This is a genomic window from Polymorphospora sp. NPDC051019, assembly GCF_040683055.1.
In the GTDB taxonomy this organism is placed as follows: Bacteria; Actinomycetota; Actinomycetes; order Mycobacteriales; family Micromonosporaceae; genus Polymorphospora; species Polymorphospora lycopeni.
In genome coordinates this window covers 55,364-72,396 of sequence record NZ_JBFBCH010000016.1, presented here as the reverse complement: position 1 = coordinate 72,396, position 17,033 = coordinate 55,364, and the positions used below count along the sequence as shown (strand labels likewise).

At 73.5% G+C, this 17,033-nt stretch carries 17 protein-coding genes; 7 read left to right on the top strand and 10 right to left on the bottom strand.

The annotated features are described in order from the left end of the window. Nucleotides 1-42 precede the first annotated feature (42 nt). The 5 genes from hutU to hutH are packed head-to-tail and all read left to right on the top strand — an operon-like array spanning nt 43 to nt 6,905. The gene (hutU, locus tag AB0M79_RS25120; RefSeq protein ID WP_364217938.1) at nt 43-1,692 is read left to right on the top strand and encodes a urocanate hydratase; all 1,650 of its coding nucleotides are present in this window, start codon (nt 43-45) and stop codon (nt 1,690-1,692) included. Further along, entirely contained in the window at nt 1,689-2,879 is a 1,191-nt protein-coding gene (locus AB0M79_RS25115) for an allantoate amidohydrolase (RefSeq protein WP_364217936.1), read from the top strand. Before hutU ends, AB0M79_RS25115 begins: the two co-directional genes overlap by 4 nt. Next, the gene (locus AB0M79_RS25110; RefSeq protein ID WP_364218144.1) at nt 2,876-4,213 is read left to right on the top strand and encodes a formimidoylglutamate deiminase; all 1,338 of its coding nucleotides are present in this window, start codon (nt 2,876-2,878) and stop codon (nt 4,211-4,213) included. The genes AB0M79_RS25115 and AB0M79_RS25110 overlap by 4 nt, the downstream gene beginning before the upstream one ends. After that, a complete protein-coding gene (gene hutI, locus AB0M79_RS25105) occupies nt 4,210-5,379 on the top strand; it encodes an imidazolonepropionase (protein WP_364217934.1) in 1,170 nt (389 codons plus the stop codon). The genes AB0M79_RS25110 and hutI overlap by 4 nt, the downstream gene beginning before the upstream one ends. Then, complete coding sequence (gene hutH, locus AB0M79_RS25100) at nt 5,367-6,905, top strand: histidine ammonia-lyase (protein WP_364217932.1); 1,539 nt, start codon at nt 5,367-5,369, stop codon at nt 6,903-6,905. The genes hutI and hutH overlap by 13 nt, the downstream gene beginning before the upstream one ends. Before the next feature lie 692 nt (nt 6,906-7,597). Here the strand turns inward: hutH and rdgB are convergent. The 3 genes from rdgB to AB0M79_RS25085 are packed head-to-tail and all read right to left on the bottom strand — an operon-like array spanning nt 7,598 to nt 9,727. Beyond that, nucleotides 7,598-8,212, bottom strand: coding sequence for an RdgB/HAM1 family non-canonical purine NTP pyrophosphatase (gene rdgB, locus AB0M79_RS25095; protein WP_364217930.1), 615 nt, complete (start codon nt 8,210-8,212; stop codon nt 7,598-7,600). Further along, the gene (rph, locus tag AB0M79_RS25090) at nt 8,209-8,937 is read right to left on the bottom strand and encodes a ribonuclease PH (RefSeq protein WP_364217928.1); all 729 of its coding nucleotides are present in this window, start codon (nt 8,935-8,937) and stop codon (nt 8,209-8,211) included. Before rph ends, rdgB begins: the two co-directional genes overlap by 4 nt. Nucleotides 8,938-8,980: 43 nt before the next feature. Then, nucleotides 8,981-9,727, bottom strand: a complete 747-nt coding sequence (locus tag AB0M79_RS25085) for an MBL fold metallo-hydrolase (RefSeq protein ID WP_364217926.1) — start codon at nt 9,725-9,727, stop codon at nt 8,981-8,983. A 276-nt stretch (nt 9,728-10,003) separates the two neighbouring features. On the opposite strand from AB0M79_RS25085, the gene AB0M79_RS25080 reads away from it, so the two are divergent. After that, entirely contained in the window at nt 10,004-10,636 is a 633-nt protein-coding gene (locus tag AB0M79_RS25080) for a hypothetical protein (RefSeq protein ID WP_364217924.1), read from the top strand. A gap of 81 nt (nt 10,637-10,717) precedes the next feature. Here AB0M79_RS25080 and AB0M79_RS25075 read toward each other — a convergent pair whose 3' ends face one another. From AB0M79_RS25075 to AB0M79_RS25045, 7 genes are all read right to left on the bottom strand, one after another. Further along, a complete protein-coding gene (locus AB0M79_RS25075; protein ID WP_357533494.1) occupies nt 10,718-11,683 on the bottom strand; it encodes a pyridoxal-phosphate dependent enzyme in 966 nt (321 codons plus the stop codon). Nucleotides 11,684-11,695: 12 nt separating this feature from the next. After that, entirely contained in the window at nt 11,696-12,031 is a 336-nt protein-coding gene (locus AB0M79_RS25070; protein ID WP_364217921.1) for a MoaD/ThiS family protein, read from the bottom strand. Nucleotides 12,032-12,097: 66 nt separating this feature from the next. Beyond that, nucleotides 12,098-12,586, bottom strand: a complete 489-nt coding sequence (locus tag AB0M79_RS25065) for a M67 family metallopeptidase (protein WP_357533498.1) — start codon at nt 12,584-12,586, stop codon at nt 12,098-12,100. 113 nt (nt 12,587-12,699) lie between these two features. Next, the gene (locus AB0M79_RS25060) at nt 12,700-13,194 is read right to left on the bottom strand and encodes a DUF2017 domain-containing protein (protein ID WP_364218142.1); all 495 of its coding nucleotides are present in this window, start codon (nt 13,192-13,194) and stop codon (nt 12,700-12,702) included. A 2-nt stretch (nt 13,195-13,196) separates the two neighbouring features. After that, the gene (locus AB0M79_RS25055; protein WP_364217919.1) at nt 13,197-13,418 is read right to left on the bottom strand and encodes a hypothetical protein; all 222 of its coding nucleotides are present in this window, start codon (nt 13,416-13,418) and stop codon (nt 13,197-13,199) included. Then, on the bottom strand, nt 13,415-13,705 hold the full coding sequence (clpS, locus tag AB0M79_RS25050) for an ATP-dependent Clp protease adapter ClpS (protein ID WP_357533500.1): 291 nt from the start codon (nt 13,703-13,705) through the stop codon (nt 13,415-13,417). Before clpS ends, AB0M79_RS25055 begins: the two co-directional genes overlap by 4 nt. Before the next feature lie 124 nt (nt 13,706-13,829). Next, nucleotides 13,830-15,311, bottom strand: a complete 1,482-nt coding sequence (locus AB0M79_RS25045) for a hypothetical protein (protein WP_364217916.1) — start codon at nt 15,309-15,311, stop codon at nt 13,830-13,832. A gap of 425 nt (nt 15,312-15,736) precedes the next feature. On the opposite strand from AB0M79_RS25045, the gene AB0M79_RS25040 reads away from it, so the two are divergent. Beyond that, a complete protein-coding gene (locus AB0M79_RS25040) occupies nt 15,737-17,023 on the top strand; it encodes a nicotinate phosphoribosyltransferase (RefSeq protein WP_364217914.1) in 1,287 nt (428 codons plus the stop codon). Nucleotides 17,024-17,033: the final 10 nt, after the last annotated feature.

Here is a 17,033-nt window from a genome sequence, read left to right as displayed (position 1 = left end):
CGCCCGAGCACGCCTGAGAAACGCCCCGAAGGAGGCAGACCGATGGACGGACCGGTTCGCGCGGCGCGCGGGGTGACCCGTACCGCGAAGGGGTGGCCGCAGGAGGCCGCGCTGCGGATGCTGATGAACAACCTGGACCCGGACGTGGCCGAGCGCCCCGACGACCTGGTGGTGTACGGCGGGACGGGCCGGGCGGCCCGGGACTGGCCGTCCTACCGGGCGCTGGTGCGGACGCTGACCGAGCTGGACGACGACGAGACGATGCTGGTGCAGTCGGGCCGGCCGGTCGGGGTGTTCCGCACCCACGAGTGGGCGCCGCGGGTGCTGCTGGCGAACTCGAACCTGGTCGGTGACTGGTCGACGTGGCCGGAGTTCCGCCGGCTGGAGAACCTGGGCCTGACCATGTACGGCCAGATGACCGCCGGCTCGTGGATCTACATCGGGACGCAGGGCATCCTCCAGGGCACGTACGAGACGTTCGCGGCGGTGGCGGCGAAACGGTTCGGCGGCACGCTGGCCGGCACGTTGACGCTGACCGGCGGCTGCGGCGGGATGGGTGGCGCGCAGCCCCTCGCGGTGACGATGAACGGCGGGGCGTGCCTGGTCGTCGACATCGACCGGGCCCGGCTGGACCGCCGGGTGGCGACCCGCTACCTGGACGTGGTCGCCGCCGACCTGGACGAGGCGGTGGCGCTGGCCACGGCCGCCCGCACCGGGCGGCGGGCGCTGTCGGTCGGGGTGGTCGGCAACGCGGCGACGGTCTTCCCCGAGTTGCTGCGCCGCGGCGTCGAGATCGACGTGGTGACCGACCAGACCAGTGCCCACGACCCGCTGTCGTACGTGCCGGAGGGGGTCGAGCCGGACCAGGCCGGCGACTACGCGCGGGCGAAGCCGGAGGAGTTCACCGCCCGGGCGCGGGCGTCGATGGCGAAGCACGTCGAGGCGATGGTCGGCTTCCTCGACGCGGGTGCCGAGGTGTTCGACTACGGCAACTCGATCCGGGGCGAGGCGCAGCTGCACGGCTACGAGCGGGCGTTCGACTTCCCGGGGTTCGTGCCGGCGTACATCCGGCCGTTGTTCTGCGAGGGCAAGGGGCCGTTCCGGTGGGCGGCGCTGTCCGGTGACCCGGCCGACATCGCGGCCACCGACCGGGCGGTGCTGGACCTGTTCCCGGAGAACGAGGCGCTGGCCCGGTGGATCCGGCTGGCCGGGGAACGGGTCGCGTTCCAGGGGCTGCCGGCCCGGATCTGCTGGCTCGGGTACGGCGAACGGGACAGGGCCGGGGTGCGGTTCAACGAGATGGTGGCCTCCGGTGAGCTGTCGGCCCCGGTGGTGATCGGCCGCGACCACCTGGACTGCGGCAGTGTCGCCAGCCCGTTCCGGGAGACCGAGGGGATGCGCGACGGCTCGGACGCGATCGCCGACTGGCCGCTGCTGAACGCCCTGGTGAACACGGCGAGTGGCGCCTCCTGGGTCTCCATCCACAATGGGGGCGGGGTGGGTATCGGGCGGTCGCTGCACGCCGGGCAGGTCTGCGTCGCCGACGGCACCGAACTGGCCGGGCGCAAGATCGAGCGGGTGCTGACCAACGACCCGGGGATGGGCGTGATCCGGCACGTCGACGCCGGCTACGAACTGGCCGCCGAGGTCGCCGGGGAGCACGGCGTCCAGATCCCGATGGCCCGCCCGTGACCGGCTTCCGGGAGCTGTGGGACGAACTCACCCCGGTGGGCCGGGACCCGGTCAGCGGCGGCTACCTGCGCTACGCGTTCACCGAGCCGGAGCGGTGGCTGCGGGACTGGTTCCGCCGGCAGGCGGCCGACCGCGACATGCCGGTCGAGGACGACGGCAACGGCAACCTCTTCGCCTGGTGGGGGCCGGCCGGCGCCGGTGACGCGGTGCTGACCGGCAGCCACTTCGACTCGGTGCCGCACGGCGGCGGCTACGACGGTCCACTGGGGATCGTCAGCGCGCTGCTGGCCGTCGACGCCCTGCGGGCACGCGGGGTCACCCCGTCCCGGCCGGTGTGCGTGGCGGCGTTCGCCGAGGAGGAGGGCGCCCGGTTCGGCGTACCGTGCCTGGGGTCGCGGCTGCTGACCGGCGCGATCGAGCCGGAGCGGGCGGCGGCGCTGACCGACCGGGACGGGATCACCTTCGGACAGGCGCTGGGCGGGCCACCGGCCGGCCCGGTGCCGGGCCTGCTGGCCCGGTTCGGCACGTTCGTCGAACTGCACGTCGAGCAGGGCCGGGCCCTGGTCGACGTGGACGCGCCGGTCGGGGTCGCCAGCGCGATCTGGCCGCACGGCCGGTGGCGGTTCGACTTCCACGGCGAGGCCAACCACGCCGGTACGACCCGGATGGCCGACCGCCGCGACCCGATGCTGACGTACGCGTTCACGGTGCTGGCGGCGAACAAGGAGGCCCGGCTGCGCGGCGCGCACGCCACGGTGGGCCGGGTCGCGGTCGAGCCGAACGCCACCAACGCGGTCCCGGCACTGGTCCGGGGCTGGCTGGACGCCCGGGCCGCCGATCCGGCCACACTGGACGGTCTGGTCGAGGCGGTCCGGGGCAAGGCGGTCGAGCGCGCCGGCCGCGACGGCACCACGGTCGCGGTGACCCGGGAGTCGTTCACCGGTGTGGTCGACTTCGACGGGCCGCTCGCCGGACGGCTCGCCGAACTGCTCGGCGGGGCGCCGGTGCTGCCGACCGGGGCCGGCCACGACGCCGGGGTGCTGGCCGCACACCTGCCGACCGCGATGCTGTTCGTCCGCAACCCGACCGGGGTGTCGCACTCACCGGCCGAGCACGCCACCGACGACGACTGCGTCGCCGGGGTGGCGGCGCTCGCCGACGTGATCGAGGAGCTGGCATGCCGGTGACCCGCTGGCACGCCGCGTACGCCTGGCTCGACGGGCGGACCGGGCCGGACCCGGACGTGCTGATCGAGGTGACCGACGGGCGGTTCACCACGATCGACGTCGGCGTGCCGGCCCCGCCGGACGCGACCCGGCTGGCCGGACTGGTGCTGCCCGGGCTCGCGAACACCCACTCGCACGCATTCCACCGGGCGCTGCGCGGCCGTACGCACACCGGGGGCGGCACGTTCTGGACGTGGCGGGAGCGGATGTACGACGTCGCCACCCGGCTCGACCCGGACTCCTACCTGGCGCTGGCCCGGGCGACGTACGCGGAGATGGCGCTGGCCGGGATCACCTGTGTCGGCGAGTTCCACTACCTGCACCACGCCCCGGACGGGCGGCCGTACGCCGACCCGAACGCGATGGGTGCCGCGCTGGTCGAGGCGGCCGCGCAGGCCGGCGTACGGCTCACCCTGCTCGACACCTGCTACCTGACGGCGACCGTCGACGGAAAGCCGCTGGCCGGCCCGCAGCTGCGGTTCGGCGACGGCGACGCGGCCGGCTGGGCGGCCCGGGTGGACGCGTTCCGGCCGGCCGGCGACCACGCCCGGCTCGGCGCCGCGATCCACTCGGTGCGGGCGGTGCCGGCCGCGCAGCTCGGCGACGTCGCCGGCTGGGCGGCGGCGCACGACGCACCGCTGCACGCGCACCTGTCGGAGCAGCCGGCCGAGAACGAGGCGTGCCTGGCGTACCACGGCACCACGCCGACCGGGCTGCTCGCCGGCGCGGGCGCGCTCGGGCCGCGCACGACGGCGGTCCACGCCACCCACATCACCCGGGCGGACCTGACCACCCTCGGCGGGTCCGGGACCGGGGTGTGCCTGTGCCCGACGACCGAACGCGACCTCGCCGACGGGATCGGGCCGGCGCGGGCGATAGCCGACGCCGGCAGCCCGCTCAGCCTCGGCAGCGACAGCCACGCCGTCATCGACCCGTTCGAGGAGGCGCGGGCGGTGGAGCTGGACGAGCGGCTGCGGACACGGCGGCGCGGGCACTTCGGTGCCGGGGAGCTGCTGCGGGCCGCCGGCCCCGCCGGCCACCGGGCGCTCGGCTGGACCGACGCCGGCCGGATCGCGGTCGGCGCCCGCGCCGACCTGGTCGCCGTACGCCTCGACAGCGTCCGGACGGCCGGGGTGGAGCCGGTCGGGGCGCTGTTCGCGGCGACCGCCGCCGACGTCGACCTGGTGCTGGTCGACGGCGCGGTGGTGGTCCGCGACGGCCGGCACGTGCGCGTGGACGTACCGGCCGAACTGGCCCGGTCGGTGGCGAACTCCTACGGGGAGGATGTGGCGTGAACCTGCTGGTCGACGACATCGGCGAACTGGTCACCAACGACCCGGCCCGCGAGGGCCTGCTCGGCATCGTCCACGACGCCGCCGTCCTGGTCGAGGACGGCCGGATCGCCTGGATCGGCCGGGCCGCCGACGCGCCCGCCGCCGACCGGCGGATCGACGCCGACGGCGCCGCGGTGCTGCCCGGCTTCGTCGACAGCCACGCGCACCTCGTCTTCGCCGGCGACCGGGCCGCCGAGTTCGCCGCCCGGATGACCGGCGAGCGCTACACCGGCGGCGGCATCCGCACCACCGTGTCCGCGACCCGCGCCGCCTCCGACGACGAACTGCGCGGCACCGTCCACCGCCTGCGCCGCGAGGCGCTGCGGCAGGGCACCACCACGATCGAGATCAAGAGCGGGTACGGCCTCAGTGTGCGTCACGAGGCCAGGTCCCTGCGGATCGCCCGCGAGGTCACCGACGAGACGACGTTCCTCGGCGCCCACGTGGTGCCGGCCGAGTACGCCGACCGCCCCGACGACTACGTCGGGCTGGTCTGCGGGCCGATGCTGCGGGCGGCGCTGCCGTACGCCCGCTGGATCGACGTGTTCTGCGAGCGGGGCGCGTTCGACGCCGACCACACCCGGGCGATCCTGACCGTCGGGCAGGCGGCCGGCCTCGGCGTACGGGTGCACGCCAACCAGCTCGGCCCCGGACCCGGGGTGCAGCTGGCGGTCGAACTGGGGGCGGCCAGCGCCGACCACTGCACCCACCTGTCGGACGCCGACGTCGACGCGCTCGCCGGCTCCGAGACCGTGGCCACCCTGCTGCCGGGAGCGGAGTTCTCCACCCGGTCGCCGTACCCGGACGCCCGGCGGCTGCTCGACGCCGGGGTGACGGTGGCGCTGGCCACCGACTGCAACCCCGGATCGTCGTACACGTCGTCGATGCCGTTCTGCGTCGCGCTCGCCGTACGCGAGATGGGGATGAGCCCGGCGGAGGCGGTGTGGGCGGCGACGGCCGGCGGGGCGCGGGCGCTGCGCCGCACCGACGTCGGCGTGCTGCGCCCGGGGGCCCGGGCCGACCTGACGGTCCTCGACGCGCCGTCGCACCTGCACCTGGCCTACCGGCCGGGGGTTCCACTGATCAGCGAAGTCCTGCACAACGGAGTGCCGCAATGCCTGACGTAGTCGTCCAGCCGACCGGGGTCTCCCCCGCCGACGTGCTCGCCGTGGCGCGCGGCACGGCCCGGGTCACCCTCGCGCCATCCACCGTGGACGCGATGGCGACCAGTCGATCCATCGTGGACAAGATCGAGCGCGACGGCCGGCCGGTCTACGGCGTCTCCACCGGATTCGGGGCGCTGGCGAACACGTTCGTCGCGCCCGAACGGCGGGCCGAACTGCAACACGCGCTGATCCGCTCACACGCCGCCGGGATCGGCGCCCCGGTGTCGCGCGAGGTGGTCCGGGCGATGATCCTGCTCCGGGTCCGCTCGCTGGCGCTCGGCCGCTCCGGCGTACGGCCCCTCGTCGCGCAGGCACTGGTCGACCTGCTCAACCACGACATCACCCCGTGGGTGCCGGAACACGGCTCGCTCGGCGCGTCCGGCGACCTCGCCCCACTCGCGCACTGCGCGCTGGTGCTGCTCGGCGAGGGCTGGGTACTCGCCCCCGACGGGCAACGCATCGACGGCGGCGAGGCGCTACGCCGGGCCGGCCTCGCCCCGGTCGAACTGTCGGCCAAGGAAGGGCTGGCGCTGATCAACGGCACCGACGGCATGCTCGGCATGCTGCTGCTCGCCATCGACGACGCCGCCCACCTGTTCACCATGGCCGACGTCACCGCCGCGCTGTCGACCGAGGCGATGCTCGGCTCCGACCGGCCGTTCCTGCCCGAACTGCACGCCATCCGGCCGCATCCCGGCCAGGCGGTGTCGGCCGCCAACATCCACCGGCTGCTCCAGGGCTCGGCGATCATGGACTCGCACCGCGACGACCTGGCCCACGCGGTGCAGGACGCCTACTCGATCCGGTGCGCCCCCCAGGTCGCCGGCGCCGCCCGCGACACCCTCGCCTTCGTCGAGACGACCGCCGCCCGCGAACTCGTCAGCGTCGTCGACAACCCGGTCGTACTCCCCGACGGGCGGGTCCTGTCGACCGGCAACTTCCACGGCGCCCCACTCGGCTTCGCCGCCGACTTCCTCGCCATCGCCGCCGCCGAGGTCGGCGCCATCGCCGAACGCCGCGTCGACCGGCTGCTCGACGTGACCCGGTCGCGTGACCTGCCGGCGTTCCTCTCCCCCGACCCCGGCGTCAACTCCGGGCTGATGATCGCCCAGTACACCGCCGCCGGAATCGTCGCCGAGAACAGGCGGCTGGCCGGGCCGGCATCGGTCGACTCGGTGCCGACCAGCGGCATGCAGGAGGACCACGTCTCGATGGGCTGGGCCGCCTGCCGCAAACTGCGTACGGTGCTGGACAACCTGACCAGCCTGCTCGCGGTGGAACTGCTGGCCGGCGTACGCGGGTTGCAGTTGCGTGCGCCGCTGACCCCGTCCCCGGCCGGGCAGGCCGCGGTGGCGGCGGTCGCCGGCTACGCGGGCGAACCCGGCCCGGACATCTACCTAGCCCCGGTCCTGGAGCAGGCGAGAGCGACGGTGTCCGGCAGGACACTACGCACCACCATCGAATCGACGACCGGCCCCCTGCACTGAACGCCCCCGCGCGGCGCCGCGCGTGCCGCCCCGCCGCGCCGCATGTGCCGCCCCGCCGCGCGTGCCGCCCCGCCGCGCGTGCGCCGCGTCGCGCGTGTCGCCGCGCTGCGCCGGCGCCGCGTCGCGCGTGTCGCCGCGCTGCGCCGTGCGTGCGCCGCGTCGATCAAGGACTAACCGTGCCCGTTCTGCCCCGATTCCCGCCACGACAACTCCTTGATCGTCGCGAGGGTGGGCAGGGAGCGGGCAGGGGCGGGGCGGCAGGCAGGGAGCGGGGCGGGGGCAGGGAGCGGGGCGGGGGCAGGAGCGGGGGCAGGGCGGGGATGGGAGTTGAGGGTGATCGTCTGCTGTTCCGCCGGTGTCCGTGCGGCGTGTCGGCCGGCTGAGCAGCAGACGATCATCGGTCACCCGTTGGACGTGGCGCGTGGGCGCCGGATGTGCCGTGGCGCCTCACAGCGAATTCGGCGTATCCACAGCGAATTTGCTGTGGACCACAACAGCAGTGTCCGCACCGCAGCCTGAACCACCTCGGGCCGTGACGAGACCGGCCGGCCTCGATCGTCTGCGGTTCACGCGCTCGCCACGCCGAGCCCGCAACGCCTCACCTGCAGACGATCAAGACCACGGTGGCCTACCTCGCCGGCTGGACAGGACGAGGCAGCCGGGCAGGGGCAGCGGGCCAGAACGGGACAGAGTCAGCCGGCCAGGGGGATTTTGGCGATCACCTTCGCCAGGGACCGGAACGCCTTGCCGCGGTGGCTGATCGCGTCCTTTTCAGCCGGCGACAGTTCGGCGTTCGTCCGGGTCTGCCCCTCGCCGAGGAAGATCGGGTCGTACCCGAATCCGCCGTCGCCGCGCGGCGCCCGCAGGATCAGGCCGGCCTGGCGTCCCTCGACCAGGTGCTCCTTGCCACCGGGGAGCACCAGCGCGGCGGCGCAGACGAACGCCCCGCCCCGGTGCTCGTCCGGCACGTCACCGATCTGGCCCAGCACCAGGTCGAGGTTGGCCTGGTCGTCGCCGTGCCGCCCGGACCAGCGGGCGCTGAAGACGCCCGGCATCCCGTTCAGCGCGTCGACGGCCAGCCCCGAGTCGTCGGCGACCGTCGGCAGCCCCGTGTTGCGGCATCCTTCCCGGGCCTTGAGCAGCGCGTTCTCGCCGAACGTCAGGCCGGATTCCGGGACCTCGTGATACTCCGGTACGTCGGACAGCCCGACCAGTTCGACGCGCCGCACACCCAGCGCCTCGTCGAGGATCCGCTGGAGTTCGACGAGCTTCTTGGCGTTACGGGTCGCCAGCAGCAGTTTCGTCATTGGCCCAGCGCCTTCCGCTGCGCCTGCGCCAGCTCGGCACAGCCGGCCACCCCGAGATCGAGCAACGCGTCCAACTGGTCGCGGGCGAACACGCCGGACTCGCCGGTCCCCTGCACCTCGACGAAGTCACCCTCACCGGTGCAGACGACGTTCATGTCGACCTCGGCGGCGACATCCTCCAGATAGCACAGATCCAGCCGCGGCTCGCCCTCGATGACGCCGACGCTGACGGCGGCCACCGACCGGTGCAGCACCTTCGCCGGCTTGCCGGCCAGCGCCTTGCGCTCGGCCAGCCAGTCGACCGCGTCGGACAGGGCCACGTACGCGCCGGTGATGGCCGCCGTACGGGTGCCGCCGTCGGCCTGGAGCACGTCACAGTCGAGCACGATCGAGTTCTCGCCGAGTGCCTTCAGGTCGATCGTCGCCCGCAGGCTGCGGCCGATCAGCCGGGAGATCTCGTGGGTGCGCCCGCCGACCCGGCCCTTCACGCTCTCCCGGTCCGACCGGGTCGTGGTCGCCCGGGGCAGCATCGAGTATTCGGCGGTCACCCAACCGAGCCCCGAACCCTTGCGCCAGCGGGGAACCCCCTCGGTGACACTGGCGGTGCACAACACCCGGGTGTCGCCGAACTCCACCAGCACCGAGCCCTCGGGGTGCATGCTCCACTGCCGGGTCAACGTCACCGGTCGGAGTTGGTCGGGCCGCCGCCCGTCAGGTCGCGCCATCCCGACACCCTATTGGTGGCCGGATCAAGCCTGCCGGCCGGGATCAGAGTTCGTAGCGGGCACCCGGCCGGACGATTTCCAGCGGGCCGTCGAACGCCGACTCGGCCTCCTCCAGGGTGGTCGCCTCGCTGCCCCAGGCGGTCACCAGGTGGGTGAGCAGCAGTTTGCCCACCCCCGCCTTCGTCGCGATCTCGCCGGCCTCCCGGCCGGTCAGGTGCAGGTCGGGCGGATTCTCGACCTCGTCGAGATAGCTCGCCTCGCACAGGAACAGGTCGGCGCCGTGCGCCAGCCGGATCAGCGCGTCGCAGGGCGCGGTGTCCGACGAGTAGGTGATCACCCGGTTCTGCCACTCCAGGCGCACCCCGTACGTCTCCACGGGGTGGTTGACCCGGTCGACGGTCACCGTGAACGGGCCGATCGGGAAGCTGCCCGGCTGGAGCCCGTAGAAGGTGTAGACGTCGTCGACCGAGTCCGGCTCGTTGCTGTACGCGGCCGCGATCCGGTCCGGGGCGCCGGCCGGGGCGTACACCGGCAGCGGGGGCAGCGGCCCCTGCGGGGCGTACCGGCGGACCACGATGTAGGTGCACGCGTCGAGCATGTGGTCGCCGTGCAGGTGGGTGAGCAGGATCGCGTCGACGGCGTAGAGCCCCGCGTAGCGCTGCAACGCGGACAGCGAACCGGAGCCGAAGTCGATCAGGAGGCGGAAGCCGTCGGCCTCCACCAGGTAGGCCGAGCAGGCCGAGTCGGGTCCCGGGAAACTGCCGGCGCAGCCCAGGACGGTCAGCCGCATCCGACTGTCCCGGAGGGGTCGCCGGCCACCGACAGCCCGCCGACCGTTGTGCTGAAGATCCGTACTGGCGAGTCCGTCACGGCACGCAGCCTACGCGGTGACCAGCATGGCGACGAAAGGTCTGATCCAACTTGTCATCAAGGCGACACCACCGGAGGGTACGCCGCCTGCGGGTTGCGACCGGCCGCACCGTTACGCGCCGTCACACAGATCCGTTGCACAGCGTGAAGGTCCACGGGTACGCGTGGACCGCGACAGATCGCAGGACGGTGACACGTGGCCCCGCAAGCTGACAGCCCATCGCTCGGCACCGGCACACTGCCCGCCGAGGTGGACCCGGAGGCGGCTACCGAACCGACTCCCACGCCGGCGGTTCCGGTAGCGCAGCGCCACGATCCGGACCTGTCGACGGCGGCTGCGCCGGACGCCACCGAGCCGGTGGAAGCGGCGCCGGAAAGCGGGTCCGGCACCGAACCGACGCCGCGCCGGAGCGGGAACGAGGCGCCCGACCGACCGTTCTGGGTGCAGCGGGCGGCGAGCGACACCACCGTACGGCTCGGCTCCCGCGACGAGGTCTTCCTTCCCCGGCGCGGGCTGGCAAGCCTGTTCCGGCTGCCCGGTGCCGGGGACCCGGCACCCGACGGCCGGCGGATGGTCGGGCTGTGCGCCTGGGCGACCGCGCTGGGCCTGGTCGGCATGGCCGTGGCGCTGCGCGGCCTGTACGCCATCCTGTCCGGCACCGACCCGTTCTGGTACGAGCCGGCGCTGATCATCGGCGGCCTGGCGGGAATCGCGCTGACCGTCGGCGGCTTCCTGTCGATCCAGCGGCGCCGGCTGCCCTGGCTGATGCTGGGCGGCGCGACGGTGCCGCTGCTGCTGAACCTGGTCCTGACGATCGTCGCCCTCTGACGCCCCGGCGCCCGCCGGAGAGACGTACGCCGGCCGCGGATGCCGCGGCCGGCGTCGTCGGGGTACAGGTGTGACAGAAACTCAGGCCCAGAGCTGGCCTTCGAGGGCGTCCTCGGCGTCGGAGAGGGTGCCGCCGTACGCGCCGGTCGACAGGTATTTCCAGCCGCCGTCGGCCACCACGAACGCGACATCGGCCCGGCGCCCCGCCTTGACCGCCTCGTGCGCGACCGCCAGGGCGGCGTGCAGGATGGCGCCGGTGGAGAACCCGGCGAAGATCCCCTCGACCTCGACGAGCTGCCGGGTACGCAGCACCGCGTCGCGGGTGCCGACGGAGAACCGTCGGGTCAGCACCGAGGCGTCGTAGAGCTCCGGCACGTAGCCCTCGTCGATGTTGCGCAGCCCGTAGACCAGCTCGCCGTATCGCGGCTCGGCGGCGATGATCTCGATGCCCTCGACCTTCTCCCGCAGGTAGCGCCCGGTGCCCATCAGGGTGCCGGTGGTGCCCAGCCCGGCGACGAAGTGGGTGATCGAGGGCAGGTCGTGCAGCAGCTCGGGGCCGGTCGACTCGTAGTGGGCGCGGGCGTTGGCCTCGTTGCCGTACTGGAAGAGCATCACCCAGTCCGGGTGCTCGGCCGCGATCTGCTTCGCGGTCGCGACCGCCTGGTTGGAGCCGCCCGCCGCCGCCGAGAAGATGATCTCGGCGCCGTACATGCGGAGCAGTTGCACCCGCTCGGCGGAGACGTTCTCCGGCATCACGCAGACCAGCCGGTAGCCGCGCAGCTTGGCGACCATGGCCAGCGAGATGCCGGTGTTGCCGCTCGTCGGCTCCAGGATCGTGTCGCCGGGGCGGAGCCGCCCGGCGCGTTCGGCCTCACGGACCATGAACAGCGCCGGACGGTCCTTGATGCTGCCGGTCGGGTTACGGTCCTCCAGCTTCGCCCACAGCCGCACCGGTGGTGCCCCGTCGGGCACCGTCGGCGAGAGTCGGGGCAGGCCCACGAGCGGCGTGCCACCGCAGGCGTCGAGCAGGCTGTCGTACCGTGCCATGCCGGCCCGGCCTCAGCGGGCGGCGACCGGCGCGCGGTGGCCGAGCATCGCGGCCGCGGCCGCGAACCCGAACGCACCACCGGCCACGGCCGGCAGGATGGTCACGCTGTCGCCGTCGGACAGCTTGGCGTCCAGCGCGCCGAGGAACCGTACGTCCTCGTCGTTGACGTAGACGTTGACGAAGCGGTGCAAAGTGCCCTCGTCGGTGACGAGCCGGCCGCGCAGGCCGGCGAACTTGGCGTCCAGGTCGGTCAGGAGTCCACCCAGGGTGTCTCCACTGCCCTCGACGACCTTCGCGCCACCGGTGTAGGTGCGCAGGATGGTGGGGATACGAACCTCGATAGCCATTGACGTGCTCCTAAGAAACGACGGTGATCGGGAGAAAGACTGCGGTGGGTCGGGCTGCTGCGGGAATCAGCGACCGGAACACTCGTAGTCGACCGTCGTCGGGCTCTGCCCGAACATGTAGGACTGGACCGCGTTCGGGTCCACGTTCGCATCGACGATCCGGACCGGCTCCTCGGTGATCACCCCGTCCACGATGCGGAACGAGCGGATCTCCTCGGTGTCGGGGTCACGGGTCGACACGAGCAGGTAGTGGGCGCCCGGTTCGCCGGCGAACGACACATCGGTGCGCGACGGATACGCCTCGGTGGCGGTGTGCGAGTGGTAGATCACGACCGGCTCCTCGTCGCGGTCGTCCATCTCGCGCCACACCCGCAACTGCTCCATCGAGTCGAACTCGTAGAAGGTCATCGAACGGGCGGCGTTGTCCATCGGGATGTGCCGGGTCGGCACGTCGGACCCGGCGGGACCGGCGACGACGCCACACGCCTCGTCGGGATGGTCCCGGCGGGCGTGAGCGACGATCGCGTCGATGATCGCCCGGTCGATGGTCAGCACGGGGGCCAGCCTACCGCCTCACCAGCGTTCGGTGCCGTTCCTGTCCACCACGTGGTCGGCGTCACCGCCCGGACGTCCCCGTCGGTGCCGCCGCCGGTCCCGGCCCGCGCGGTTCAGTCGACCAGCGCGTTGAGCAGCGACTCCTGCAGATAACCCAGGTAGGCGTAGACGGAGAGCTGGAAGACCCGCGACGAGGTCGGGTCCTGCAACACCGCGTCGTCGAGTTCCTCGCCGAGATCGGTGCCGTCCTTCAGGTCGAGGCGCACCCCCATCGCCAGCCGGGCGTCGTTCAGCGCCCGCAGCCACGCCTCGGCCGCCTCGCCGTCGAGGCGTACCTCGCCGCCGCTGGCGTCGGGAAGGGCGGCGAGGACCGCGCCCGCCTGGTCGATCTTGGCGGTCTTCAGGTCGCCCTCGGTGTAGAGGCGGAACTCGGCCGACTCGGTCGGCTCGTCGGGGTAGGCGTCCGGAAAGAGGCGGCCCACCACCGGGTCGTCGTGGTCGAACCCGTCGGTGAGCAGGCCCACCACCTCGCCGGCGACCTTGCGCAGCACCCGCACCTCGTCGGTGGCGAAGGTGGCGACACAGTACTCACCCTGACGCCGGAACATGCTCACGCCGCCCCCTCGCTCCGCTCGGGGTCGGCGTGCCAACCCCTGAACCCGACGGCTCCCTCGCTCCGCTCGCTCACGGCCCCCTCGCTCCGCTCGGGGTCGGCGTGCCAACCCCTGAACCCGACGGCTCCCTCGCTCCGCTCGCTCACGGCCCCCTCGCTCCGCTCGGGGTCGGCGCGCCAACCCCTGAACCCGACGGCTCCCTCGTTCCGCTCGCTCATGACTTGTCGACCGTCGCCCACAGACCGTACGCGTGCAGCCGTGAGGCGTCGTGCTCCATCCGCTCGCGGGCGCCGCTCGACACCACCGCCCGGCCCTTGTGGTGCACGTCGAGCATGAGCCGTTCGGCCTTCTCCTTGCTGTAGCCGAAGAGCTTCTGGAAGACCCACGTCACGTAGGACATGAGGTTGACCGGATCGTCCCAGACGATCGTCACCCACGGCCGGTCCTCGGCCGGCACCTCTTCGGTGATCGGGACCTCTGCCGGTGCAACCTGTGGAGCCGCCATGGCACCCATCGTGCCACCGATGCCGGGGAACCGATGAACCGGAACCGCCACAGATGTCCGGTCCGCTGTGCCGTTTTCCGGCGATCGGGCCGGCAATCGGGTGAGCAGGCCGGAAGTCCGGTGATCAGGCCAGCAGGATGCCGTGGTCGAGCGCCTCGGTGGTCACCAGCGTGAGCGAGCGGCCGGCGGCGCCGTACCGCCGGGAGGTTTCGGCCAGCAGTTCCAGTTCGACGGCGCGTACCGCACGCTGGAGCCAGGCCCGGGCCCGCGCCGGATCGGCGTTGGCCGGGTTGCGCCAGTGGCCGTAGCAGCCGGCGGACAGCGCCAGCCCGAAGGGCGGCAGCACCGCCGGTCCCGCCGGCGCCGGGTATGCCTGGAGTGCCGCCACCGCCGCCGGACCGGTGACCGTGGCGACCCCGGCGGTCGTGGTGACCAGGAGCACCCGCTCGAGACCGGACGCGGCCGGGTCGTCGGCGAGCCCGCGGCGTACCGCGACGGCCAGCCGGTGCCGGACGTCCCGGTCGGTGCGGTCGAAGAGGCGGCGGGCGGTCTCCTCGACGATCCGGGCCAGTTCCGCGTCCGCCGTGGCCGTGGCGAGCACGGACAGCGCGTGCAGTTCCCGGTCGAACCGGTCCGGCAGGCCGGCCGGCCCGGCACCGGCGACGATGTCGCGCAGGCAGCGCAGGTGGATGCCGGCGAGTTCGACGGCGAGCCGCTGCCGGGCCAGGTGCGCGGCCGAGCGGACCAGCCGGTCCAGCCACGCCGCCCAGTCCGCGTCGGGTACGTCGGCGACGACCCGTACGGCGCCGGTGGCCGGGGCCGGTGGCCGGTCGGCACCCCGGCGCAGGTCGGTCACGCCGGCCCACTCGACCAGGGCCCGGCGCAGGTCGGCCGGGTCGGCTCCGGCCGGGTCGACGGCGAACCACGGCGCCCCGGCGAGCGCCGGAACCGCCGCCAGCACGGCGGAACGCTGCGCGGCCGCCCCACCGTCGGGAGCCACGGCCGGGTCGGGAGCCGGCGTGACGACGAACAGCACCGGTACGCCCGCCCGGGCGGCCCCGGCCAGCAGGGCGATCTCCGGCCGGTCCGGTTGCCGGGCGGCGGGCAGCACGAAGAGCAGCGCACCCCGGGCGGCCACGTCGAGCAGCAGCCGTGTCCCGGCGGCGTCCAGGTCGTCGGTGTCCGGTGCGTCGACCAGGGTGAAGTGGCGCAGCAGCGGATCGGGCAGCGACACCTCGATCCGCCGGGGTGGGCGGGTCCGTAGGCCGTCCGGGGCGTATGGCTGTGGCTCCCGGCGCCCGGGCAGGTGGGCGACCACGGCCGGCTCGGCCGCGTGCCCGACGACCAGGAACGCGTCGCCGGACGGCCTCGACAGCGGCACCGCCCCGCCGAGCAGCGCGCCCAGCACGGCGCCGTGCCCGGATGGGCCGGCGACGACGACGGCCAGCGGCTCGTCGGGGACCGCGGCGGCCAGCGTGGTCCGCAGCCGTACCGGGCGGCGCCGGCGCGGAATCCGGACCGTCCCCGCCCCGGACCGCGGCGCCGGATGGCGCGCGTCTCCGGGACCGGGCGGATCCTGGGTGGGCAGCAGCGTGGCAGGCTCCATGGCGGTGGCCTCCTCGACGCCGGTGGACCGGCGGCGGAGCGGACGACCGGAACGCCGCACCGCCGGCCCCTCACGTCAGGGGTGGTGACGCTTCTCAACTGGTGACCGGGATCGCAACTGAGACTGCGGCCCGTCGACGGAACTCACGCACGGCATGGCGTGCCCTGCTCCGCGGACGGACCCGTGGCGCGGTGTCGGCCGCACGGAGGGGCTCCGCCTGCTGATCGCGGCGGCGACCGGCGGCAATGGTTGGGCCCATTCTCAGCGCGCCGGCCGGTGTTGGCAAGAGCCGTCCGGCCAAGCGTTTCCGCACCCCGGCGCCGTCGTGCGGCCGGTGTGACCGGCGGCACCCGGCCGACCCGGCCCGGCGGGACCGGCCCGGACCTCGGCGACGGCCCGCGGACACAGCACCTAGGCTCTCAGGAGTGACCACCTTGCACCCCACGCTGCTCACCGACCAATACGAACTGACGATGGTCAACGCCGCCCTGAAGGACGGCACGGCCGACCGGCGCTGCGTATTCGAGGTGTTCACCCGACGGCTGCCGACCGGCCGCCGCTACGGTGTGGTCGCCGGCACCGGCCGTCTCGTCGAGATGCTGCGCGACTTCCGCTTCGCCGACGACGACCTCGCCTACCTGCGGCGGGCCGGCATCGTCGACGCCGACACCGCCAAGTGGCTGGCCGACTACCGCTTCACCGGCGACATCGACGGCTATCCCGAGGGTGAACTCTTCTTCCCCGGCTCGCCGATCCTGACCGTGTCCGGCACCTTCGCCGAGTGCGTGGTGCTGGAGACGCTGGTGCTGTCGGTGCTCAACCACGACTGCGCGATCGCCGCCGCGTCCGCCCGGATGGTCACCGCCGCCCGGGGCCGCGCCGTCATCGAGATGGGCGCGCGACGCACCCACGAGCAGGCCGCGGTCGCCGCCGCCCGCGCCGCCTACCTCGCCGGTTTCGCCTACACCTCCAATCTGGCCGCCGGCCAGCGCTACGGCATCCCGACCGCCGGCACCGCCGCCCACGCGTTCACGCTGCTGCACGACGACGAGCCGGCCGCGTTCGCGTCGCAGGTCGCCGCGCTGGGCAAGAACACCACGCTGCTGGTCGACACGTACGACATCGCGCAGGGCATCCGCAACGCCATCGCCGTCGCCGGGCCGGACCTGCTGGCCGTACGGATCGACTCCGGCGACCTGTCGGTGCTGGCCCAGCACTCCCGGGAACTGCTCGACTCGCTCGGCGCGACCGAGACGAAGATCATCGTTTCGGGTGACCTCGACGAGTACGCCATCGCCGCGCTCGCCGCCGAGCCGGTCGACATGTACGGCGCCGGCACGTCGGTGGTGACCGGCTCCGGTGCCCCGACCGCCGGCCTGGTCTACAAGCTCGTCGAGGTCGACGGCCGGCCCGTGGTGAAGCGGTCGGAGAACAAGGCCACCGTCGGTGGGCGGAAAGTCGCCGTACGCCGGCACAAGCCGACCGGCACCGCCACCGAGGAGATCGTCGTCTCGCAGGGCGTACCCGATCACAAGCCGAACGACCGGCTGCTGCAGACGTCGTACGTCATCAGTGGCGAGCCGGCGGCCCAGCCGCCGCTGGCCGCCGCCCGCGACCATCTGCGTCAGTGCCTGATCTCGATACCGTGGGAAGGGCTCAAGCTCTCCGCCGGTGACCCCGCGATCCCGGTCACCGTCGTACCGACAAGCTGAAAGGTCTGCC